The 20,434-nt window shown below is 66.3% G+C and carries 23 protein-coding genes, 1 tRNA gene and 2 other RNA genes; 8 read left to right on the top strand and 18 right to left on the bottom strand.

Going from position 1 to position 20,434, the window contains the following annotated elements; all coding sequences use genetic code 11:
- Positions 1-19 precede the first annotated feature (19 nt).
- Together ACPVPU_RS08195 and ACPVPU_RS08190 are read left to right on the top strand one after the other, a co-directional pair.
- The gene (locus ACPVPU_RS08195) at positions 20-586 is read left to right on the top strand and encodes a 5-formyltetrahydrofolate cyclo-ligase (protein ID WP_448657441.1); all 567 of its coding nucleotides are present in this window, start codon (positions 20-22) and stop codon (positions 584-586) included.
- Positions 576-791, top strand: coding sequence for a DUF2842 domain-containing protein (locus tag ACPVPU_RS08190; protein WP_448657440.1), 216 nt, complete (start codon positions 576-578; stop codon positions 789-791). Before ACPVPU_RS08195 ends, ACPVPU_RS08190 begins: the two co-directional genes overlap by 11 nt.
- Positions 792-809: 18 nt before the next feature.
- Here the strand turns inward: ACPVPU_RS08190 and ACPVPU_RS08185 are convergent, their stop codons facing one another.
- The 3 genes from ACPVPU_RS08185 to ACPVPU_RS08175 form a co-directional block, all read right to left on the bottom strand.
- Entirely contained in the window at positions 810-1,166 is a 357-nt protein-coding gene (locus tag ACPVPU_RS08185; RefSeq protein WP_448657439.1) for a PRC-barrel domain-containing protein, read from the bottom strand.
- Positions 1,167-1,388: 222 nt separating this feature from the next.
- A tRNA-Asp gene (locus ACPVPU_RS08180) sits at positions 1,389-1,465 on the bottom strand.
- A gap of 23 nt (positions 1,466-1,488) precedes the next feature.
- Positions 1,489-2,739 carry an AI-2E family transporter gene (locus ACPVPU_RS08175; protein ID WP_448657438.1) on the bottom strand — a complete coding sequence of 417 codons (1,251 nt, stop codon included), beginning with the start codon at positions 2,737-2,739 and terminating at the stop codon, positions 1,489-1,491.
- Positions 2,740-2,793: 54 nt separating this feature from the next.
- On the opposite strand from ACPVPU_RS08175, the gene ACPVPU_RS08170 reads away from it, so the two are divergent.
- The gene (locus ACPVPU_RS08170; RefSeq protein WP_448657437.1) at positions 2,794-4,266 is read left to right on the top strand and encodes an FGGY family carbohydrate kinase; all 1,473 of its coding nucleotides are present in this window, start codon (positions 2,794-2,796) and stop codon (positions 4,264-4,266) included.
- A 29-nt stretch (positions 4,267-4,295) separates the two neighbouring features.
- Here ACPVPU_RS08170 and ACPVPU_RS08165 read toward each other — a convergent pair whose 3' ends face one another.
- The gene (locus ACPVPU_RS08165; protein ID WP_448657436.1) at positions 4,296-4,616 is read right to left on the bottom strand and encodes a (2Fe-2S) ferredoxin domain-containing protein; all 321 of its coding nucleotides are present in this window, start codon (positions 4,614-4,616) and stop codon (positions 4,296-4,298) included.
- Positions 4,613-5,152, bottom strand: coding sequence for a J domain-containing protein (locus ACPVPU_RS08160; RefSeq protein WP_448660448.1), 540 nt, complete (start codon positions 5,150-5,152; stop codon positions 4,613-4,615). The genes ACPVPU_RS08165 and ACPVPU_RS08160 overlap by 4 nt, the downstream gene beginning before the upstream one ends.
- A gap of 178 nt (positions 5,153-5,330) precedes the next feature.
- On the opposite strand from ACPVPU_RS08160, the gene ACPVPU_RS08155 reads away from it, so the two are divergent.
- Positions 5,331-6,917 carry a SulP family inorganic anion transporter gene (locus ACPVPU_RS08155; RefSeq protein ID WP_448657435.1) on the top strand — a complete coding sequence of 529 codons (1,587 nt, stop codon included), beginning with the start codon at positions 5,331-5,333 and terminating at the stop codon, positions 6,915-6,917.
- Positions 6,914-7,573: a carbonic anhydrase gene (locus ACPVPU_RS08150; RefSeq protein ID WP_448657434.1), complete on the top strand. Its 660-nt coding sequence runs from the start codon at positions 6,914-6,916 to the stop codon at positions 7,571-7,573. Before ACPVPU_RS08155 ends, ACPVPU_RS08150 begins: the two co-directional genes overlap by 4 nt.
- A 1-nt stretch (position 7,574) precedes the next feature.
- Here ACPVPU_RS08150 and rnpB read toward each other — a convergent pair.
- The 9 genes from rnpB to ACPVPU_RS08105 all read right to left on the bottom strand — a co-directional run bounded on the left by rnpB (position 7,575) and on the right by ACPVPU_RS08105 (position 15,039).
- Positions 7,575-7,955: RNase P RNA component class A (gene rnpB / locus ACPVPU_RS08145), an RNA gene on the bottom strand.
- Positions 7,956-7,966: 11 nt separating this feature from the next.
- Positions 7,967-8,656: an N-acetylmuramoyl-L-alanine amidase gene (locus ACPVPU_RS08140; protein WP_448657433.1), complete on the bottom strand. Its 690-nt coding sequence runs from the start codon at positions 8,654-8,656 to the stop codon at positions 7,967-7,969.
- A 62-nt stretch (positions 8,657-8,718) separates the two neighbouring features.
- A complete protein-coding gene (locus ACPVPU_RS08135) occupies positions 8,719-9,555 on the bottom strand; it encodes a CheR family methyltransferase (protein WP_448657432.1) in 837 nt (278 codons plus the stop codon).
- Positions 9,552-10,628: a chemotaxis-specific protein-glutamate methyltransferase CheB gene (gene cheB / locus ACPVPU_RS08130; protein WP_448657431.1), complete on the bottom strand. Its 1,077-nt coding sequence runs from the start codon at positions 10,626-10,628 to the stop codon at positions 9,552-9,554. The genes ACPVPU_RS08135 and cheB overlap by 4 nt, the downstream gene beginning before the upstream one ends.
- A 30-nt stretch (positions 10,629-10,658) precedes the next feature.
- Complete coding sequence (locus ACPVPU_RS08125) at positions 10,659-11,024, bottom strand: response regulator (RefSeq protein WP_448657430.1); 366 nt, start codon at positions 11,022-11,024, stop codon at positions 10,659-10,661.
- A 75-nt stretch (positions 11,025-11,099) separates the two neighbouring features.
- Positions 11,100-11,528 carry a chemotaxis protein CheW gene (locus tag ACPVPU_RS08120; protein ID WP_448657429.1) on the bottom strand — a complete coding sequence of 143 codons (429 nt, stop codon included), beginning with the start codon at positions 11,526-11,528 and terminating at the stop codon, positions 11,100-11,102.
- The gene (locus tag ACPVPU_RS08115) at positions 11,525-13,870 is read right to left on the bottom strand and encodes a chemotaxis protein CheA (protein WP_448657428.1); all 2,346 of its coding nucleotides are present in this window, start codon (positions 13,868-13,870) and stop codon (positions 11,525-11,527) included. The genes ACPVPU_RS08120 and ACPVPU_RS08115 overlap by 4 nt, the downstream gene beginning before the upstream one ends.
- An 86-nt stretch (positions 13,871-13,956) precedes the next feature.
- Entirely contained in the window at positions 13,957-14,598 is a 642-nt protein-coding gene (locus ACPVPU_RS08110; RefSeq protein ID WP_448660447.1) for a histidine phosphotransferase family protein, read from the bottom strand.
- Between the two features lie 63 nt (positions 14,599-14,661).
- On the bottom strand, positions 14,662-15,039 hold the full coding sequence (locus ACPVPU_RS08105) for a M67 family metallopeptidase (protein ID WP_448657427.1): 378 nt from the start codon (positions 15,037-15,039) through the stop codon (positions 14,662-14,664).
- A 46-nt stretch (positions 15,040-15,085) separates the two neighbouring features.
- Here ACPVPU_RS08105 and ACPVPU_RS08100 point away from each other — a divergent pair, with 46 nt between their 5' ends.
- From ACPVPU_RS08100 to mtgA, 3 genes are all read left to right on the top strand, one after another.
- The gene (locus tag ACPVPU_RS08100) at positions 15,086-16,033 is read left to right on the top strand and encodes an RluA family pseudouridine synthase (protein ID WP_448660445.1); all 948 of its coding nucleotides are present in this window, start codon (positions 15,086-15,088) and stop codon (positions 16,031-16,033) included.
- Between the two features lie 78 nt (positions 16,034-16,111).
- On the top strand, positions 16,112-17,014 hold the full coding sequence (rpoH, locus tag ACPVPU_RS08095; protein ID WP_448657426.1) for an RNA polymerase sigma factor RpoH: 903 nt from the start codon (positions 16,112-16,114) through the stop codon (positions 17,012-17,014).
- A 43-nt stretch (positions 17,015-17,057) separates the two neighbouring features.
- Positions 17,058-17,780, top strand: coding sequence for a monofunctional biosynthetic peptidoglycan transglycosylase (gene mtgA / locus ACPVPU_RS08090; RefSeq protein WP_448657425.1), 723 nt, complete (start codon positions 17,058-17,060; stop codon positions 17,778-17,780).
- An 89-nt stretch (positions 17,781-17,869) separates the two neighbouring features.
- Here mtgA and ACPVPU_RS08085 read toward each other — a convergent pair whose 3' ends face one another.
- The 4 genes from ACPVPU_RS08085 to ffs form a co-directional block, all read right to left on the bottom strand.
- The gene (locus ACPVPU_RS08085; protein ID WP_448657424.1) at positions 17,870-18,109 is read right to left on the bottom strand and encodes a hypothetical protein; all 240 of its coding nucleotides are present in this window, start codon (positions 18,107-18,109) and stop codon (positions 17,870-17,872) included.
- Positions 18,110-18,170: 61 nt separating this feature from the next.
- A complete protein-coding gene (locus ACPVPU_RS08080) occupies positions 18,171-18,494 on the bottom strand; it encodes a YbaB/EbfC family nucleoid-associated protein (RefSeq protein WP_448657423.1) in 324 nt (107 codons plus the stop codon).
- Positions 18,495-18,523: 29 nt separating this feature from the next.
- Positions 18,524-20,194, bottom strand: a complete 1,671-nt coding sequence (locus tag ACPVPU_RS08075; RefSeq protein ID WP_448657422.1) for a DNA polymerase III subunit gamma/tau — start codon at positions 20,192-20,194, stop codon at positions 18,524-18,526.
- Positions 20,195-20,307: 113 nt separating this feature from the next.
- An RNA gene (gene ffs / locus ACPVPU_RS08070) (signal recognition particle sRNA small type) lies at positions 20,308-20,401 on the bottom strand.
- Positions 20,402-20,434: the final 33 nt, after the last annotated feature.

Raw genomic sequence — 20,434 nt, 5'->3', positions numbered from 1 at the left:
CACACAGGCGGAGGGCCGGATGACAGCCAGCAAGCGGGAATTGCGCGCCGTGATGCGCGACCGCCGCGACGGATTCGTCGCCGCCGGGCCGCCACAGGTCGCCGCGCCGCACTGGCTGATCGACATGATCCGCCGCGATCGGTTGGTGGCGGCCTATATCGCGATCGGCAGCGAGGCCGGTTGCGAACAGCTGATCCACGCCGCTGCCGAGCATCAGGCCCGCATCGCCCTGCCCCATGTGACGTCGCGCGCTGCGCCCTTGCGGTTTCTGGCGTGGCAGCCCGGCGAGCCGTTGGTCGACGGGCCGATGGGGCTGAAGCAACCCGACGAGGGAGCCGAGGAGCTGGCCCCCGACCTTATCCTGACCCCGCTCTTGGCATTCGATGCCGCCCTGCACCGGCTGGGCCAGGGGGCAGGCCATTATGATCGCGCCTTTGCCCGCTATCCCAATGCGCGGCGCATCGGCGTCGCCTGGTCGGTGCAGCAGGTGCCGGCCGTGCCGACCGATCCATGGGACGTGCCGCTGCATGCCGTCGTGACCGAAGCCGGCGCGCTGCGCCATCAGGAGGACAGCGATGCAGGATGATGCACCAAGCTGGCGCAAACCCGTGGGCGCGCTGGCCATCATGGGGATCATTCTGGTCTGGGTGGTGCTGATCGCCAGCCTGTCCGACTGGATCGCGATGCTGTGGTGGCCGGTGCAGGCCGTGATCTATCTGGTGGCGGGCATCATCTGGATCATGCCGATGCGCCCGCTGTTGATGTGGATGGAGACCGGCCGCTGGCGCTGACCGGTCCCCGATCCCGGATTACATGTAGGTCAGGCCGTAATGGCCATAGACCCGTTCGCCATAGGCGCGGTCATAGGACGGTTCGTCCTGTTCGTAGGACGGCGCGCCTTCCAGCTGCTCGCGGCTGACACTGACGACATAGCCGCCCTTTGCAGTATCATAGGCAAGCGCCTGCCAGGGCAGCGGGTAATGGCGGTGGCCAATGCCGAACAGCCCGCCAAAGGCAAGCACGGCATATTCGGCGCGGCCCGACACCTTGTCGACCATGAAGCGTTCGACATGGCCCAGCTTTTCGCCGTCGGGGCTGTACACCGCCGTGCCCTCGACCTTGTCCGATGCAATCAGCTGCGCGGTTTCGTGCGTATCGACGTCCATAAATCCCTCCATCCAAAGCATTGAGATGCAAGCGATTCTGCTCGCCCGCATGATGCCAACGCATCAAGGGCGAGCAGGATGCGTCGGCGAATGGCACCGATATGCCATTCGTCGCAGCCATCGGACCGTTCAGCGGCCCGATTGAGCCAATCCGCAATACTGTCGATTAAGGGGGTTCGCCGCGATGGCGGGGCGCGCCGACCGACCGCCAATGGCGGCAAGTGGCGCGAGTGACGGGGCTCGAACCCGCGACCTCCGGCGTGACAGGCCGGCGCTCTAACCAACTGAGCTACACCCGCATTCGCTTGCGAGAGCGCGGCCTCTAAGGGAGGGTCGGTGCCCTGTCAACACCCTGATGACCGGGGGCGGAATCATCGGTCTGTCCCCGCCGCGCGCCGCGCACCAGCATCCCCCGTTCGAACAGAAAGCCAGCGATATCCGGCTTTCCGGCGGCGTTCAGGATCGTCTGGATGATGATGAGCAGCGGCACGGCCAGCAATGCGCCGGTGGTGCCCCACACCCATCCCCAGAAGCTGAGCGAGACGAGGATCAGCACCGGGTTGATGGTAAGCCGGTGACCGACCACGAGCGGCGTCACCAGATTCGCCTCGATCAGGTGCGCGGCCGTCATCAGCGCGGCGGGCAGCAATGCCCAGACCAGATCGTTGAACGTCATCAATCCGCCCAGCGCCAGCAACGCCGCTGCCAGGATCGGACCCAGATAGGGGATGTAGTTGAGCAACGCGACGATCCCGCCCCACATCAGAGGCGTCGGCATTCCGATCAGCCACAGCCCCGCCGCGACCGTCAGACCAAGCATCAGGTTGATGAGAGTGATGGTGCCCAGATAGGCAGAGGTATCGCTGACCACGGTCTGGATCACCCGCGCGGTGGCCATCGCCCCGTCAAAGCTTTGCCGCGCGGTGATGGCCCGGGCGCGCAACCGGCTCCATCCCGACAGCACGAAATAGATGACGAGTATCGCGAAGAACATCTCCAGGAGCGCGGACGGCGCGCTGGTGCCGACAAGGTCCATCAGCGAGGTCGGCGGCGATCCTACGGCTGCATCGGCAGTGCGCGCGGGCGCCGCCGCCACCTCGGCAATCAACCGGTTCACGAAATCCTCGAGCTGCGCGTAATAATCGATCAGCGGCCGGATGTTCGACTGGATCCGCTCGATCCGCACCGGCAGTTCGCGGACCCAGCCCGTGGCGGGCACCACGATCGACGCCAACGCTGCGTTGGCCACCACCAAGAGCAGCAACAGGCAGATCAGCGCCGCCAGGCCCGACGGGATGCGGCGGCGCTCCAGCCATTCCAGCATCGGCACCAGCGCCACGGCGATCACCAGCGCGGCCGTCAGCGGCAGAAAGAACTGCGCCCCGGCCCGCAGCGCAAAGGGCGTGGCGAGCAACAGCCCCAGCCCGGCGATCAGCGTCAGTCCGGCGAGCAGCCGGTCTCGCCGCGTTTCGTCGGCATCCGGTTCGGCACGCGCCAGCGGCGGCGCCCCCGCCGCGCCGCCCGTGGCGGACAAGGCGGGATCCAGATCGGCTTCGGGCGGGCGTACATCCATGGCGCGATCCTAGCGTCATTCCCAGCCGGTGTAATCCCGCATAAGCTGACTGCCATGTCCGATCCCCTGATCCTGGTGCTGGATGCCGGCACCACCTCCACCCGCGCGATGCTGTTTACCGTGACGGGCCAGGTCGTCGCGCAGGCGGCGCGGCCCATCCCCCGGCATTATCCGGCACCCGGCCGCGTCGAGCAGGATGCAGGCGACCTGTGGCACCTGACCCGGGCGGCGGCGGACGAGGCGGTCGCGGCGGCGGGCGGCGCGGACCGCATCGCCGCCATCGGCATCGCCAACCAGCGCGAGACCATCCTGTTCTGGGACCGGACCACCGGCGAGCCGCTGGCCCCGGCCATCGTGTGGCAGGACCGCCGCAGCGCCGAGCTGTGCGGCAAGCTGATCGATGCCGGCGAGGAACCGGGGGTGCGCGCCCGCACCGGATTGCTGCTCGACCCCTATTTTTCGGGAACCAAGATCGCCTGGGCCATGGCGCATTGGCCGCAATTGGCGGCGGCCGGCGAGCGACTGACCATCGGCACGGTGGAAAGCTGGCTGGTCTGGCACCTGACCGGCGGGGCGCATGTCACCGATGCGACCAATGCGTCGCGCACCCTGCTGATGGGTCTGGGATCGGGGGCATGGGACGACGGGCTGATCGACCTGTTCGACGTGCCGCGCGCGGCCCTGCCCCGCATCGTCGACAGTGCGGGGCGGATTGGCGAGACGCGGCTGTTCGGCCCGGCGATCCCGATTTGCGGACTGGCCGGGGACCAGCAGGCGGCAGCCATCGGCCAGGGTTGCCTGACCCCTGGCCAGACCAAGGCGACGTTCGGCACCGGCGCGTTCATCCTGGCGCATAGCGGCCCCACCCCGCCCATGTCGCGCCACCGACTGCTCGGCACGGTCGCATGGCAGATGGGCGGCCAGCGCGCCTATGCGCTGGAAGGGTCGATCTTCGTCGCCGGCAGCCTGATCCAATGGCTGCGCGACCGGCTGGGCCTGATCGACAGCGCGGCGGATACCGCCCACCTGGCCGCATCGGTGCCCGATACGGCCGGGGTTTACTGCGTGCCCGCCCTGTCGGGCCTGGGCGCGCCGTGGTGGCGGCCATCGGCGCGCGGGGCACTGAGCGGCCTGAGCTTTGCCGCCGAGCGCCCGCACATCGTCCGTGCTGCGCTGGAGGCGATGGCCTATCAGGCGCACGACCTGAAAACCGCCTTTGCCGCCGACGGTGCGGATTGGGAAACCGTGCGGATCGACGGCGGGATGGCAGCCAACGACTGGATGGCGCAGGACCTGGCCGACATGCTGAACGTGCCGGTGGAACGGCCCCGGATGGTGGAGACGACGGCATTGGGGGCCGCGATGCTGGCGGCGGTGGGTGCCGGCCTGTATTCCGACCTGGCCGAGGCCGCAGCGGCAATGCAGGACCGGACGGACCGGTTCACCCCGGCCCTGGCCGATGCGGAACGCGCGGCCCGGCTGGCCGGATGGCAGGCGGCGTTGGCATCGGTGATCGGATCGAGCTGAGCCGCACGAGCGGGGTCAGGCGATCCGCGCTATTCCGCCTGGTCCTTGCCGGGAACCAGGCCCAGTTCGCGGCTGACCTGATCCAGATCGGCCCCGGCGGGCACCAGGTTCCACACCCCCGGTTCGCGCCCGTTGAGCACCGTCACTGCATCGCGCGGACAGACGCCCAGGCATTTGACATCGACGATACCGACCGGGCTTTTCCGGCCCTTTTTCGCGCCGAGATGCTTGCGCAGCGCCTTGGTCAGCGGGGTGCGACCGTCTTTCCCGAACCCGCCATCCAGCTTTTTCGAGCATTTGGCGCACACCATGACGGCATTGGACCAGTTGGCACGGACCCGCGTCTTCACGAAGCGCCCCGCGGCTGGCGCCGTTCCTCTGCCGCCCGCAACACCTCATAGGCAGCCTGGATCGCCTGAAACCGCTTCGCCGCCTCTGCATCGCCGGGCTGCACGTCGGGATGATTGGCCTTTGCCAGCCGCCGCCACGCGGTGCGTACCGCATCGAAATTGGCGTCGGATTCAAGCTCCAGCACGCCAAGCGCGCGCATTTCCTCGCGCGAGCGGGTGCCATCGCCCGGGCCGGACCAGGCATAATGCGACGCCTCTGCATAACCGTTCGCGGCGCGTCGTTCCGCCTGCTCGCGCGCCTTGGCCTCGGCCTCGTTCAATCCTTCGAAATAATTCCAGCCGCGATTATATTCGGCGGCGTGATCCTCGCAGAAATACCAGCGATCGGGATTGTTCGGCGCTTTCGGCGCTGGCCGGTCGCCCGGCCGGTCGCAGCCATCCCGGTCGCACAGACGCACCGGCTGCGCCTCGCGCGACGAACCATAGCCGCGCCAGCGGGGAAATCCCCAGTCGTTGGAACGGGTCGAGCGCGCCATGGACGGCACATAGGCATGGCGACCGCCATCGCCAAGCATTGTTGTCAAAGGCAGCGTATAGGGGTGCCTTATTCATTCGATAGCAGTGCGCTATATGCCCGGCATTTAAGATCGTATCGCTTGCCTGCCGACGCGGCTGCCATCATCCTGTCGCATCCACCGACGATATTGGACCGCCATGTCAAACCCCCTCGCCTCCTTCGCCGATAACTGGCGGCGCGACTTCCCCGCCTCGATCGTCGTATTCCTGGTGGCATTGCCGCTATGCCTTGGCATTGCCCTGGCGTCCGGCGCACCGCTGTTTTCCGGGCTGATTGCCGGCATTGTTGGCGGCATCGTCGTCGGGATCCTGTCCAAATCGCCCTTGTCGGTCAGCGGCCCGGCCGCGGGGCTGACCGTGATCGTGCTGACGGCGATCGAATCCGTGCCCACCTATCAGGCGTTCCTGCTGGCCGTCGTGCTGGCCGGCGTCATGCAGATCGCCTTTTCCTTTACCAAGGGCGGCGTGCTGGGCGAATTCGTGCCGACATCGGTGACGACGGGGATGCTGGCCGCCATCGGCCTGATCCTGATCCTGAAGCAGATTCCGCACGCGCTGGGCTATGACGGCGATGTCGAGGGCGATTTCGCGTTCCTGCAGCAGGACGGCATGAACACCATGTCGACCATCTGGTACACCATCCAGAACAGCATTCAGTGGGGTGCGACGATCGTCGCCCTGATATCGCTGATCTTTCTGTTCTGGTGGGATGCCAACAAGCCGAAGGACGGCATGTTGCGGCTGTTGCCGGGGCCGCTGGTCGTCGTGGCATTCGCGGTCATCGCCAATGCGGTCTTTGCCGCCGCCGCCCCCGGACTGGTCATCGAACAGTCGCACCTGGTGCAGGTGCCGGTCGCCGGATCGATCGCCGAGTTCACCAGCTTTTTCTCCTATCCCGATTTCAGCGCGATCACCCTGCCCGCCGTCTGGTCGGCCGCCATCACCCTGGCGCTGGTCGCCAGCCTGGAATCGCTGTTGAGCGTCAAGGCGATCGATACCATCGACCCGGAACGCCGGACGACGGACAAGAACCGCGAATTGCTGGCCCAGGGCAGCGGAAACCTGGTGTCCGGACTGATCGGCGGATTGCCGGTGACGTCGGTCATCGTGCGGTCGTCGGCCAACGCCGATGCCAATGCCGCGTCCAAGGCATCGACGATCATGCACGGTTTCTGGCTGTTGCTGAGCGTCCTTTTGATCCCGACGATCATCAACCTGATCCCCCTGTCGGTGCTGGCCGCCATCCTGATCCAGACCGGATACAAGCTGAACAAGCCGGCCCTGTATGCAAAGTTCTGGAAACTGGGCTGGGCGCAGTTCATCCCGTTCCTGGCCACGGTTGCCGCGATCCTGTTCACCGACCTGTTGAAGGGCATTGCGATCGGGCTGGTCATCGGGTTCGTGTTCGTGATCGCGCGCAATTTCCGCCCGGCCGTCACCTATGTCGAAGATACGCACGGCAACGTGCTGGTCCGGGCGCGCCGCAACCTGTATTTCATCCACAAATATGAGCTGCAAAAGGCATTCAACCGGGTGCCGGACGGCGCGAACGTCATCATCGACCTGACCGCGACCGATTTCGTCGATCCCGACAATATCGACATCATCAACGGCTTCAGCGAAGGCGCGCGGTTCAGGAACATCGACCTTTTCGTCCGGGGCGACATTCCGCGCAAGGCCGCCGCCCTGATCAAGGCCGAACCCAAGGATGTGGTGTACGCATGAGAACCTATCACCAGTTGATCCTGGCCAATCGCGCCTGGTCGCAGGAGTTGACCGAGCTGGATCCCGATTATTTCCGGCGCCAGATCGAGGGACAGAAGCCCGACGTTTTGTGGATCGGCTGTTCGGACAGCCGGGTATCGCCGGAACAGATCACCCGCACCCAGCCGGGCGAATTGTTCATCCACCGCAACATCGCCAATCTGGTCCACACCACCGACGATAACTTCATGTCCGTCCTGCAATTCGCCGTCACGGTGTTGAAGGTCGGTCACATCATCGTCTGCGGCCATTATGGCTGTGGCGGCCTGCACGCGACGCTGAACGGTGCGCCGGAGGGGCATATCGGCGACTGGCTGAAGAACGCAGCCGACGTCCATGCCAATCACCGGCACGAGATCGAGGCGGAACCCGATGCCGAGGCCAAGCTGAACCGGCTGGTCGAATGCAACGTCCGCGACCAGTTGCTCGACCTGGCCCGCACCGACATCGTGCAGGCGGCCTTTGGCAGCGGCCAGCGGCTGCACCTGCACGGCTGGGTCTATGACCTGCGCGACGGGCTGATCAAGCCGTTGCTGGATATCGAGGCCGAAACCGACCTGGATGCGCTCGGCCCGCTGGACCGCGTACTTTCGGCAACCAGCCCGGCGGCGGCATGATGGTGTCAGAGGGCCTGTAAGCCGGGTTCTGTCCACCCCTTATCGGGGATGGGCGACCATTCCTCTAGGACGACGCTTGCACGCCGCCTCAAGCAACCAACCCGGACGCCGGGCCGGAACATGGCCCATATGGCATCCCTATTCGGTCTTGCTCCCGGTGGGGTTTGCCGTGCCGCCCCCGTTGCCGGGCGCGCGGTGCGCTCTTGCCGCACCCTTTCACCATGACCTGGTCGAAACCGTGGCCGTCTGCTCTCTGTGGCACTTTCCCTGACCCCGGCTGAAAGCCGGTGCCGCCGGGCGTTACCCGGCACCGCTGTTCCGTGGAGCCCGGACTTTCCTCGCCCCCCGCACATGCGGAGACCGCGGCCGCCCGGCCCTCTGACCCCTTTGTCCCTAATCGTCTCCCTGCGGTTTGGGAAGCAATAGCGCGAGCAGGATCATCCGGCATTCGGCATCGATCACGCCGTCAACCATTTCGGGGCGAAACCGCCGCTGGAACGCGGTCACGGCAGCCTGCGCATCGCCGACGTCATAGCCGAACCGTTCCAGCGCCAGCAGGAAACCGGCATCGGACCAGCCCGGATCGACCAGATTGCGGGTGGGACGCGGCAGTGCCAGCCGCAGTCGCGCCAGTTTGCCCCAAGGGAACAGTTCGCCCGGATCCATCTTGCGCGCGGGCGCTACGTCGGAATGGCCGACGATGTTGCCGCGCGTCAGATCGTAGCGATCCTTGATCGCATGGACGAGCCGCACCACCGACGCCACCTGTTCGTCGGGAAACGGGCGATAGCCGAATTCATGGCCCGGATTGACGATTTCGATGCCGATGCTGGCGCTGTTCACGTCGGTGATGCCGCGCCAGTGCGCCCGCCCGGCATGCCAGGCGCGGTGCTCCTCGGCCACCAGCCGGTGGATGCGGCCATCCTCTTCGACCAAATAATGGGCGGATACCTGCGCATCGGGATCGCGCAACCGGGCAAGGGCGACGTCGGCGTCGGCCATCCCGGTATAATGCAGCACGATCATGCTGATCGGCAGCCGCCGATCGTTGAAATTGGGCGAAGGCGAGTCAATCCAGTCCATTGCGCGGGGCATTTCCCAAAGCCAACGCAGCCGGGATGCGGCGCGGACCGGAAAAAGGCAAGTCAGCCGCCGCGAAGTTCGTAATAGCCGCGATGGCGGGTACTGGGAACCAGCGCATCGGTCTGACCGATCACCGTTTCGCCCGCACCCAGCACCAGCAAGCCGTCGGGCCGCAGCGCCGCCGCCAACCGGGCGAACACCCGCTGCCGCTGATCCGGGGCGAAGTAGATGAGGACGTTGCGGCACAGGATCAGATCGAACCGGCCCGGCAGCGGTTCGTCGGCGGCGACGTGATGCTGGCGATAGCGGATGCGGGAGACGAGCTCGGCGCTCGCATGCCATTCCTGATCGTCGCTGCCGCTGTCGAAATGCTGCATCAGCCGCCGGATGGGCAGGCCGCGCTGAACCTCGAACTGCGAATAGCGCCCTTCGCGCGCGCGATCGATCGCCACGACGGAGACATCGGTGGCGGTGATTTCGGGACATTGCGCGCCGGCCAGATCGGGATGATCGGCAAACAGCATGGCAAGCGACAGGGGTTCCTGGCCAAAGGAACAGCCGACCGACCAGATCCGCTGCCGCCGATGCGGGGTTTCCCGGGCGCGCTGGGCGACGGCATCGACCAGCTGGTCGAACAGCGGGCCATCGCGGAAGAACGAGGTTTCGTGGTTCAACAGCGCTTCGACCACGTCGTCCGCCAAACTGGACCGGGCTCCGGCAATCGCCGCCGCCAGATGGTCCAGCGTCGCGATGCCGTGATTGCGCATGACGGGTTTCAACACCGTATCGATCCGCCACAACCGCGATTCGGCGATCTGTTGGCCGGTGCGCCGTTCGAGGAGGGCGGCAATGGCGGTGATGGCACGCGTGGACGCGAGCGGCGGATGAGCAACGGTCATGCGGGACGCCGCCGGGCAATCAGGCGGCCGATTTCCTGGGGCGGCAGGACAAATTGCGCCAGGTTCGCCTGAACGGCGGCACCGGGCATTCCCCAGACCACCGACGTCGCCTGATCCTGCGCGATCAGCCGCCCACCACGCGCAACCAGTTCCGCCGCGCCGCGAACGCCGTCGCGTCCCATGCCGCTGAGCACCACGGCCAGCGCCCGGTCGCCATAAACCTGGCCGATGGAATGGAACATCGGATCGACCGACGGGAGGCAGCCGCTGGGCGCCGGGCTGTCGGACAGGCGGATGGCGACCCCGTCGGCGGTCTTGACGCAGACCATGTGCGCCGTGCCCGGCGCGATGACGATCCGCCCGGGACGGACCCGCAGGTGATCGGAGGCGACATCGCATGGCCGACCCGCCAGCACGGCGAGCTGGGCCGCGAAATAGGGCATGAAGCTTTCGGGCAGATGCTGGGTGATCAGGATGGGTGCGGTCATGCCGGGCGGGATTTCCCGCAGCATCCCGCTGAGCGCATGGATACCGCCGGTGGAAGCGCCAATGGCGATCACGTCGAAACTGCCGATGGCCTGGGGCGGCAGCGGCAGCGCAGGCACAGGCACCTGCACCGCATCGAGTTGAGGCCGGTCGACCAGCCTGGACAGTTTTTCGGTCAGGTTGTCGGCGAACCGGCCGGCAAAACTGCCGATGCCCGGTTTGACCAGCGTATCCGCAGCCCCCAGCGCCAGTGCCTGGATCGAGGACGCAGCGCCGTCGGACGCGGCAGAGGACACGATCAGCACCCTGGCCCCCGCCCCCGCCTCGATCAGGCGCGGCAACGCGGTCAACCCGTCCATGCCGGGCAATTCGATGTCGAGCAGGATGACATCCACCCGGTTCTCGGTCAGGAACCGAAGTGCCCGCATCGCATCCGGAACCGCACCGGCGATGACAAACCCCGGAATGGACTGCACCAGCCGTTCGATCACCGATCGCGCGACGACGGAGTCATCGATGATCAGGACTCGCCGGGCCGCCGAGCCATCGGTGTCCGACTGTATCCGATGATGACTGGGCCCGTGCATGGTCGTTTCCGCCGTTGTCGCAGCAGTCGATCAGGCCATGCCGACGATTTGCAGCTTGCTGTGCAGCGTTTCGCGGTCGAACGGCTTCATGACATATTCGTCCGCCCCCGCCTCGATCGCGGCGCGGATATAGGCCATGCCGTTTTCGGTCGTGCAGAACACCACCTTCGGCTTGGAGGCGATCCCGCTGTCCTTGAGCGCCCGCAGGAAATCCATGCCGCTCATGATCGGCATGTTCCAGTCGAGCAGGACGACATCGGGCGGCGTGGCCATGCAGGATTCGAGCGCCTCGCGCCCGTCGCCCGCTTCGCGGACCTCGAAATTGAGCGTCTCAAGGATATGCCGCGCGACCTTGCGGATCACCTTGGAATCATCGACGACCAGACATGATTTCATGAAACGCTTCCCGATACTGCTATGGTTTTCGTTCTGGCACGGCTGCGGTAACCAGCGCGTTAACGGTCAGGCCGATCAGGCCGCTTCGGCCTGAAGCGGCACCATCGCCGTCAGGTCGATGACCAGCACGGGCTCGCCCAGATGATCGACGATGCCGGTGGCGACCCGCCCCCACGTGCCCGCCACCGGCATGGCGGCGTTCAGGCCAGCCATCGGCAGCGGCACGATATCGTCCAGCGTATCGACCAGCATCGCATAGAGGTGATTGTCGTGCGACAGGATCACGGCCCGACGCGATACCGTCAGCCCGTCCAGGCCAAGCGCGACGCGCGTGTCGATGACGGTGACCACCCGGCTGCGCAGCGCCGCCAGTCCGCGCACCCGCTGGGGCACGCACGGCACGGGCGTGATGTCGCCCAGATCGACGACGGACTGCACCTGATCCGAATCGATGGCGACGGTGCGCCCGTCCAGTTGCGCAAGCAGATACAGCCGTTCGGTCATCGTGCGCCCCTGTGTTGCATCGACGATTTGAGCGCAGCCATCAGCGCCGGGCGGTCATAGCGCCACAGGCTGTCCGGCCGCGACTGATCGGGTTCGGGTGCCGACCGCAGCGTCAGGACCGTGGCCGCCGCAGGCAGCGGAGCCAGGGCCTGAGCCTCGGTCAGGATCAGCAGGTCGGCACGCTCATGCTCGGCTAGCTGGTCGACGACGCAAAAGCCCATCCCCTCGATCATGGGACGCAGAAAGATCTGGGCCCAGCCGCTGGCATCCTCGCCGATCACGCAGATCGGGCGGTCGTCCGCCGGTGCCGTTCGATCGGCCATGGTGGCGAACAGCCAGATCAGGTCGATCAGTTCGGCGGGTTCATCGTCGATCAGCGTGACGCCCGCGACCGGGCCGCTGTCGGGCGCGGGCACCAACGGCGCGACCACCCGGACGATGTCCAGGCTTTCGGCGATGGCATAGCCGATTTCCGATGCACCATCGCGCAGCCGCAACACGTTCACCCGCTGGCGATCGCCAAGCGGGACCGTGACGAACAGCGGGATGATCGCCCCGTCGATCGTCATGCGCAGCCGACCGGCACTGGTGCGGATCGCATCGATGGGGACCTGCTCGATCCGGTCGACCGCCGCCAGCGGCACCAGCCGCCGGGCGCCGTCCAGGTCATGCACCAGGAGCGCGGCATAGCCCGGCTCGGCCGCCGCCGCCTGATCCGGATCGGCGGCTTCGGCCAGCGCGCCGGTCGACGACAGACCGGCCGACGTCGCGATTCCCGCACAGTCCAGGATCAGCATCGGCACCCCGTTGTCGGGCAGCGTCTGACCGGCAAACAGCCCGCAGGCCATGATGGCCGGGGCGGCCGGCTTGATGACCAGTTCCTCATTGTCCAGGACCGAATCGACCGCAACGACATAGCTGAGCGTGCCCAGATTGATGATGACCAGTTGCCGGCCCTCTTCATCGTCCCGACGGCAAGTGCCGAGACCCATCATCGCGCACAGATCGACCAGCGGCAGCCGACGGCCGCGCACCGTGGCGATCTGGCGATCGCCCAGCCAGTCGATGCGGACGGAATCGCCGCGCAGCATCACGATTTCCTCGATCGTCTGGCGCGGCACGGCGAACCGCTGTCCGCCAAGCCCGATGACGATGGTCGGGATGATCGACAGGGTCAGCGGCACATGGATCGACACCCGCAGGCCCCGGCCCGGCGCATTGTCGAGCAGGATGCGGCCACCGATCTGTTCGATGCACGCACGCACCACATCCATGCCGACGCCGCGCCCCGAAATCTCCGTCACCTGATCCTTGGTCGACAGGCCCGGTTCGAACACCAGGTCAAGCTTGGCGCGGGGCGACAGCGCCTGAAGTTCCTGTTCGCTGCGGCCCATGCGGACCAGCTTGGCGATCAGCCGGTCGGGATCGATTCCCCGGCCGTCATCGGCAACATCGATCACGATCTGGTTGCCCGATTGGCGCGCCGACACGGTCAGGCGTCCATTTTCGCGCTTGCCGGCCAGGCGGCGTTCGGCGGGCGGTTCGATGCCGTGATCGATCGAATTGCGGATGATGTGGACCAGCGGGTCGCGCATCACCTCGATCATTTCGCGGTCCAGTTCGACCTCCGACCCCTCGATCTGCAGCGTCACCGATCGGCCACAGGCGGCGGCGGTATCGCGCACCATGCGCGGCAGCGGGGAAAACAGCGCCTCCACCTTCTGCATCCGGGTCCGGGTCACGGTGTCGCGCATTTCGGCAACGGTGGCGGAAAGCCGTCCCAGCGATGCCTCGATCGCCGGATCGACATCGCTGTCGCGCAGGCGGCGGGCCAGTTCGTTGCGGGCGAGCACCATGTCGGACATGCCGCTCATCATCCGGTCGAGCAGTTCGACGCTGAGCCGGACCGACCGGGACGCGGTGCGCAGCGTTTGCGCCGGGGTCGCCGCGCCGGACGCCTGTTGCGGCTGAACCCCGCCATCGGCGAGCGCCGCGATCAGATAATCCTCGCCCGTATCGTCCAGCGCGATACCGGCGTCGATGGCCTCGACGATCTCGCCGATCCGGTCGACAATCGCCAGTACCGCATTGACCAGCAGCGGATCGGGCCGCCGCTTGCCGTCGCGCACATCGGACAGCACGTCCTCTGCGGCATGGCTGAGCCGCGCAAGCCGGGGCAGGTCGAGAAAGCCGCAACTACCCTTTACCGTGTGGACGAAACGGAAAATCGCATCCAGTCGCGCGCGATCGTCGGGATTGGCTTCCCACGCGACAATCTCGCCGGAAAGCGCCTCCAGCGTCTCGCGCGTTTCGGCGATGAATTCGATAAGCAGATCGTCCATTGGTTCCAGCCAGCCCCTGACGCGGCGACCATGGGACAACCAAGGTTAATTCCGCGTTAGAGCCGGATGGGTGCCTAAATCGGAGATCACGCCGCCCGCAGCGATGCCCCGAACAACAGGATTTCGGCATCCGGCGGCGAGATCATGACGGTTCCGCCCGCATCGCCGACCAGCTGGCGGACCAGATGGGCGGCAGCCGCGCGCGGCGTCACAGCCTCCACCGGCTCGCCCGCCAGTACCGAGCGCATTTCCGTATCCAGCACGATCCGCTGCCCCGCCGCCCGGACGACGATTTCGACGAGCCCGTGATCGATTTCGGCCCCGATATCCAATTGGCCGCCCCGGATCAGCGCATCGCCGCCGATCAGCGCCAGGTTCAGCATGACCTTGACCGCGGTCTTGGGCAGGCTTTGCGCTTCGATCATCCAGCCGATGGTCAGGCGCTTGTTGTCGCCGAACAGCCCCTCCAGCGCCTGTTTCGCTTCTCTCACATCGACGGATTCGCCGAATCCGCCTGCCGCACCAAAGGCCAAGCGAAAGAATTTCAGCTTGTTGGCCGATGCCCGCGCGCTGTCCGTCAACAGCTCCAGACACCGGGCACGCATGTCCGGGTCGGTTTCATCGGCAAGCAGTTCCAACCCGTTGTTCAGCGCGCCCACGGGCGACAGCAGATCGTGGCAGAGCCGCGAACACAGCAGGCTGGCGAAATCGGTGGCGCTGATGGTCAAGGCGGACACACTCCCGTTACTCATGCCCATCTCTAGGCGCTGGCCACCCGCCACCGCAAGCGATCAGGTCAGATCGAGCGGCACGGGATCGAACCGTCCGACCATGGAGCCACCCGCCACCGCCCGCCAGGCGCGGACCTCGTCGCCCGCCACGATCAGCCAGATGCGGCCATCGGGCGCGGCCATCGCCGCATCCGTTTGCGAAGGAACCGCCACACCCGACGGATGCGAATGCCACCATCCGAGCACCGCCTGCCCGCCGCTTCGTTCCCGACGATAGGCCGCAATCAGCGCCCCCGGATCGATTTCGAAGCGCCGGCCGGGGTCGGCGGCGACATTGGCGGCCGGTTGCCAGTCAGCGACCGCGTTGTCCCTGCCGAACAGGATGCCGCATGCCTCCAGCGGCGCGGCGCGCTTGCTTTCGTGAACGATTGCGTTCACTATCCCCCTTGAAATGGACAATGCACAACCCATCTTGGCCGATACCATGGATCGGGGGGTCTCAACACTGCAAGCGCGCATTTCGGCTGAGGCTGATGGCTGGAGGCTGGACCGTGCACTGGCGGATGCGCTGCCCACCCTGTCGCGGGAACGGCTGAAGCTGCTGATCGCGCAAGGGTCGGTGATCGGGCCGGACGGTCCGGTCCGGGATGCCAAGCGCAAGGCAGCGGCCGGCACGCCGTTTTCGGTCACTATTCCCGATCCCAAGCCCGCCCATAACGAAGCACAGGCCATCGACCTGACGGTCGTGTTCGAGGACGCGCATCTGATCGTTATCGACAAGCAGGCCGGGCTGGTCGTTCATCCGGCGGCGGGCAATGTCGACGGCACGCTGGTCAATGCGCTGCTCCACCATTGCGGCGGTTCGCTGTCCGGGATCGGCGGCGTGGCGAGGCCCGGCATCGTCCACCGGATCGACAAGGATACCAGCGGCCTGATGGTCGCGGCAAAGACGGACCGTGCCCATGTCGGCCTGGCCAGACAGTTCAAGGATCATTCGATCGATCGCCGATATCTGGCGGTGGTGAACGGCGTTCCGAAACAGGGGTCGGGCGTAGTCGACGCGCCGCTGGCGCGGTCGCCGGTCAATCGGAAGAAGGTGGCGATCGTCGCGCATGGCAAGCGGGCGGTCACGCACTGGCGGCTGGTTCGGCCACTGGATCATGCCGGGCTGGTCGAATGCCGGCTGGAAACCGGGCGCACGCATCAGGTGCGGGTGCACATGGCGTCCATCGGTCATGCGCTGGTAGGCGATCCGGTCTATGGCCGGACCGTGCCCAGACATCGGGAGGCGCTGGAAACCCTAGGTTTCAGGCGTCAGGCCTTGCACGCGGCCCGGCTGGGGTTCATTCATCCTGTGACAAATACCGCTTTGTCGTTCGATAGCGAACCTCCGCCTGACATTCGGGAACTGATCGTTCATCTTGGCGGTTGAAATTCAATACGGCGAAAGGGGCAGATGGCGGCACGTTGCCGATCCTGCTTCAACGAACCGGTAAAGGGAGATTTGGTGATGGCGAAATCCAGCAATGTCCCGGCGACGATCCCGGCGCTCGGCGGCGAGGCGAGCCTGAGCCGGTATCTTTCCGAGATCAAGAAATTCCCCATCCTGGCGCCCGAGCAGGAATATATGCTGGCCAAGCGCTTTCAGGAGCATGGCGACCCCGAGGCGGCGGCCCAGCTGGTCACCAGCCACCTGCGCCTGGTCGCAAAGATCGCCATGGGCTATCGCGGATACGGCCTGCCGGTCAGCGAGCTGATTTCCGAAGGGAATATCGGCCTGATGCAGGGCGTGAAGAAGTTCGAGCCGGATCGGGGTTTTCGCCTAGCCACCTATGCGATGTGGTGGATCCGCGCGAGCATCCAGGAATTCATCCTGCGTTCGTGGAGCCTGGTCAAGATGGGCACCACGGCGGCGCAGAAGAAACTGTTCTTCAACCTGCGCCGGATGAAGGCCAAGCTGGACGCGTTCGAGGACGGCGACCTGCGGCCGGAGGATGTCGCCAAGATCGCGAAGGATCTGGGCGTTACCGAGGAAGAGGTGACGTCCATGAACCGCCGCATGGCAATGGGCGGCGATACCTCGCTGAACGTTTCCATGCGCGACGATTCCGAAAGCCAGTGGCAGGATTGGCTGGCCGATGAAGGGCCTTTGCAGGACGAACGCGTCGCTGAGGCGCAGGAGGCCGATGTCCGCCACGCGCTGCTGATGGAGGCGATGGACGACCTGAACGAGCGGGAGCGGCACATCCTGACCGAACGCCGCCTGACCGACGATCCCAAGACGCTGGAAGAATTGAGCCAGGTGTACAATGTCAGCCGCGAGCGCGTCCGCCAGATCGAGGTGCGCGCGTTCGAAAAGCTGCAAAAGGCAATGATGCGGCTGGCCGGGGAAAAGCGGCTGCTGACCGCCTGACGCCCACTTGGCGCAGGCACCGATCAGCCGCTAAGGACGGGGCATGGCCAGTGCCGCCCCCCGTCCCGCCCGCCGCAAGCCCGGCATCGGCCGCCGCATCGTCGGCTGGCTGTGGAAGGCGGCGGCAATCTTCGTCGTCGCCTCGGTCGCGCTGGTGCTGATCTATCGCTTCGTCAACCCACCGATCACACTGACCATGATCGGCGACATGATGGCCGGACACGGCGCGACGCGAAGCTGGCGGTCGCTGGATGCGATCGACCGCGACATGCCCCGCGCGGCGATTGCAGGCGAGGACGCCAATTTCTGCTCCCATCCCGGGTTCGATTACAAGGCGATCGCCGCCGCCGCCGCCCGCAATGCCAGCGGCCGCGGCGTTCTGCGCGGCGGATCGACCATCAGCCAGCAGACCGCGAAGAATGTCTTCCTGTGGCAAGGCGGCGGCTTTGTCCGCAAGGGCGCGGAGGCATGGTTCACGGTGCTGATCGAACTGATCTGGGGCAAGCGCCGGATCATGGAAGTGTATCTGAACGTCGCTGAAACCGGCATTGGCACCTACGGCGTCGAAGCTGGGGCCAGACGATATTTCAAGCATGGCGCTGACCGCATGACCCGTACCGAGGCGGCGCGGATCGCCGCCGTGCTCCCCCTCCCCAAGAAGCGCCCCGGCATCGCCCCGAGCGGATTTACCCGACGGCACGGCAACCGGATCGCCGCCCGGATCGGCGTCGTTGCGCGTGACGGGCTGGATCGCTGTCTAGATTGAGTTCCGGGGCGACGCGTTTGCCCCGGGTCTTAGCACAAGCGAACTACGGGGACCGACGGCAATCCGCCGATCCCCGCGCTAGGCATGGGTTATTCGCCCGGAACCGCCTTTTCCACGGCATCCCCGGCCTTGTCCGCCGCATCGCCGACCGAACGGGCCGCATCGGTCACGGCCTCGGTCTCGATCGCTTCGTTGCGGTTCATGTTCATCAGGAAATAGGCACCGACCAGAACCGCGATCAGCAGCGCGATGCCGATGATGACGGTGCCGCCGCCGCCACGCTTTTCGATGACGGTCGTGTGAGTGGTGTTCGGTTCACGCGGTTCCATGTATTCCCTCCATCAATGATGGAAGACGGAACCGCCGACGTACCGATCCGGTTCCGTGCGATCAGAAGGGCAGCTTGAAACCGGGCGGCAGCGGGATGCCCGCGCTCAGCTTCGACATCTCGCCCTGGGCAGCGGCATCCGCCTTGGCCCGCGCATCGTTCATGGCGGCCGTGATCAGATCCTCGAGCATCGTCTTTTCGGACGGCGCGAGCAGCGATTCGTCAATATCCAGCCCGATGATCCTTCCCTTGGCACTGGCGCGCACCTTGACCAGCCCGCCGCCGGCCGCACCCTCGACCTCGATCCCGTCCAGATTGGCCTGGGCCTTTTGCAGTTCGTTCTGAACGTTCTGCGCCATGGCCATGATGTCTTCGAGCGATTTCATCCGTCACCTGTTCCTTGAATTGCGGGCCGTCAATCGACCAGTTTCGCGTCGGGAAAGGCAGCCATCGCCGCCGCCACCATCGGCGAGGCCAGGATGGCCGCGCGCTGCGCCTGTCTCGATTGTTCCTCCTGTTCCCGCAATGTGGGGTCGCCTTCGCCAGCGACAAGCGTGACCGACCAGGGGGCGTCGGTGATCTGACGCAGCGCCCGGTTCAGGTCGCCGACAAATTCGGCCGGCAGCGGGCGGCTGTTGCTGATTTCAATGACCGGCGGGGCGTAGCGCACAGGCCGGAGCAGGTTGCGCGCCTGCATCGCCAACGCACCGAACCCGCGATCGCCGAGCAGGTCGATCATCGCGCCAAGCGTTTCGGGCAGGGCGATGCCGGGTTCTGCAGCATCGGCCGGGGTCGCCGACGGACCCGGGGTCACGGCAGCCGGTGCGCCCTCCCCCTCCGCCGCCGCCGGGCCTGCCGCAACCGGCCCGGCCAGCGTCGCCTCTCCGCCCCGGATCATCCGCGCCAGTTCGCCCGGATCGGGCAGGCTTGCGGCATGGATGATGCGCAGCAGGGCCATTTCGCAAGCCTCGATCGGCAGGATCGCGCGCGTCACCTCTTCATGGCCGCGCAGCAGCAGCTGCCACAAGCGGTGGAGCCGGGCATGGGTCAGCCCCGCCGCCCATTCGGCCAGCGCCACCTGTTCTTCGTCCGACCGCGCAACGCCGCCATCGGTCCCGATCTTGGTCAGGGTGATGGCGTGGACGGTTTCCAACAGGGTGCGCAGCACCGCCAGCGGATCGACGCCCAGATCATATTGGCCGCGAAGCGCCGCAAGCGCCGCCGGCGCCTCCCCCGCCAGCAAATGGCCGAGCAGCGCACGGATCGCCCCGCGATCGGACAGGCCCAGCATCTGGCGGACCGCCTCTGCCGTCACCGCGCCGCCCTCGATCCCCGCATGGGCGATCGCCTGGTCCAGGATCGACAGGCCGTCGCGGGCCGAACCCTCTGCCGCGCGGGCGATCAGGGCCAGCGCCTCCGGCTCCGCCTCGAATCCTTCGGCGGCGGTGACATGGGCGAAATGACCGGCCAGCAGCTCGGCGGGAATTCGGCGCAGGTCGAAACGCTGGCACCGCGACAGGACGGTGACCGGCACCTTGTGCACCTCTGTCGTGGCGAACAGGAACTTGACGTGGGGCGGCGGCTCCTCAAGCGTTTTCAAGAGGCCGTTGAACGCCGCGTTCGACAGCATGTGCACTTCGTCGATGATGTAGATCTTGTAACGCGCCGACACTGCGGCATAGCGCACCGCCTCGATGATCTCGCGGATATCGCCGATGCCGGTATGGCTGGCGGCGTCCATTTCGATCACGTCGATATGGCGACCCTCCGCGATCGAACGGCACGGTTCGCAAACCCCGCACGGATCGATGGTCGGACCGCCCTCACCGTCCGGGCCGACGCAGTTCAGCGCCTTGGCAATCAGCCGCGCGGTCGATGTCTTGCCGACGCCGCGCACGCCGGTCAGCAGAAACGCATGGGCCAGCCGGTCGCGCCGGATCGCATTGCCCAGCGTAGTGACCATCGCATCCTGGCCGATCAGCTGGCTGAACGTCTGTGGCCGGTATTTGCGCGCCAGCACGCGATAGGCGGCATCGCGCGGCGGCTGGGGCGGCTCACCCAGGTCGAAGGAGGATTCGTCGCTCATGTGCCGAGCATCCTAGCGGGCGAATGGAGCGGAGTCGAAGGGTCGCACCGCAGGACGGCACGTTGCCGGACAGCGCTGGGCGGCAGCGGCGGCAAACGGGAGCTGGCGAAGGGAGGTGGAAGCCGGGACGACCCGGAGCGAAATCACTGTGGCTGCTTCCGTCAGGACCTGACCAGGTTCGCGACGGCACCGCCCGCCCGACTTCCGCCAGCGCATATGGGCCAGCGCGCGCCGCGATGC

This window comes from Sphingomonas paludis, assembly GCF_053502515.1.
This window is presented reverse-complemented; position numbering and strand designations above follow the sequence as displayed.

Coding starts and splice junctions, on each gene's coding strand:
- ACPVPU_RS08115 (WP_448657428.1), bottom strand. CDS start 13,870: ATGGACGATCTGCTTATCGAATTCATCGCCGAAACGCGCGAGACGCTG.
- ACPVPU_RS08085 (WP_448657424.1), bottom strand. CDS start 18,109: ATGGAACCGCGTGAACCGAACACCACTCACACGACCGTCATCGAAAAG.
- rpoH (WP_448657426.1), top strand. CDS start 16,112: ATGGCGAAATCCAGCAATGTCCCGGCGACGATCCCGGCGCTCGGCGGC.
- ACPVPU_RS08135 (WP_448657432.1), bottom strand. CDS start 9,555: ATGACCGTTGCTCATCCGCCGCTCGCGTCCACGCGTGCCATCACCGCC.
- ACPVPU_RS08175 (WP_448657438.1), bottom strand. CDS start 2,739: ATGGATGTACGCCCGCCCGAAGCCGATCTGGATCCCGCCTTGTCCGCC.
- ACPVPU_RS08140 (WP_448657433.1), bottom strand. CDS start 8,656: ATGGACTGGATTGACTCGCCTTCGCCCAATTTCAACGATCGGCGGCTG.
- ACPVPU_RS08195 (WP_448657441.1), top strand. CDS start 20: ATGACAGCCAGCAAGCGGGAATTGCGCGCCGTGATGCGCGACCGCCGC.
- ACPVPU_RS08080 (WP_448657423.1), bottom strand. CDS start 18,494: ATGAAATCGCTCGAAGACATCATGGCCATGGCGCAGAACGTTCAGAAC.
- ACPVPU_RS08160 (WP_448660448.1), bottom strand. CDS start 5,152: ATGGCGCGCTCGACCCGTTCCAACGACTGGGGATTTCCCCGCTGGCGC.
- ACPVPU_RS08190 (WP_448657440.1), top strand. CDS start 576: ATGCAGGATGATGCACCAAGCTGGCGCAAACCCGTGGGCGCGCTGGCC.
- ACPVPU_RS08150 (WP_448657434.1), top strand. CDS start 6,914: ATGAGAACCTATCACCAGTTGATCCTGGCCAATCGCGCCTGGTCGCAG.
- ACPVPU_RS08075 (WP_448657422.1), bottom strand. CDS start 20,194: ATGAGCGACGAATCCTCCTTCGACCTGGGTGAGCCGCCCCAGCCGCCG.
- ACPVPU_RS08170 (WP_448657437.1), top strand. CDS start 2,794: ATGTCCGATCCCCTGATCCTGGTGCTGGATGCCGGCACCACCTCCACC.
- ACPVPU_RS08185 (WP_448657439.1), bottom strand. CDS start 1,166: ATGGACGTCGATACGCACGAAACCGCGCAGCTGATTGCATCGGACAAG.
- cheB (WP_448657431.1), bottom strand. CDS start 10,628: ATGCACGGGCCCAGTCATCATCGGATACAGTCGGACACCGATGGCTCG.
- ACPVPU_RS08100 (WP_448660445.1), top strand. CDS start 15,086: ATGGATCGGGGGGTCTCAACACTGCAAGCGCGCATTTCGGCTGAGGCT.
- ACPVPU_RS08120 (WP_448657429.1), bottom strand. CDS start 11,528: ATGACCGAACGGCTGTATCTGCTTGCGCAACTGGACGGGCGCACCGTC.
- ACPVPU_RS08125 (WP_448657430.1), bottom strand. CDS start 11,024: ATGAAATCATGTCTGGTCGTCGATGATTCCAAGGTGATCCGCAAGGTC.
- mtgA (WP_448657425.1), top strand. CDS start 17,058: ATGGCCAGTGCCGCCCCCCGTCCCGCCCGCCGCAAGCCCGGCATCGGC.
- ACPVPU_RS08155 (WP_448657435.1), top strand. CDS start 5,331: ATGTCAAACCCCCTCGCCTCCTTCGCCGATAACTGGCGGCGCGACTTC.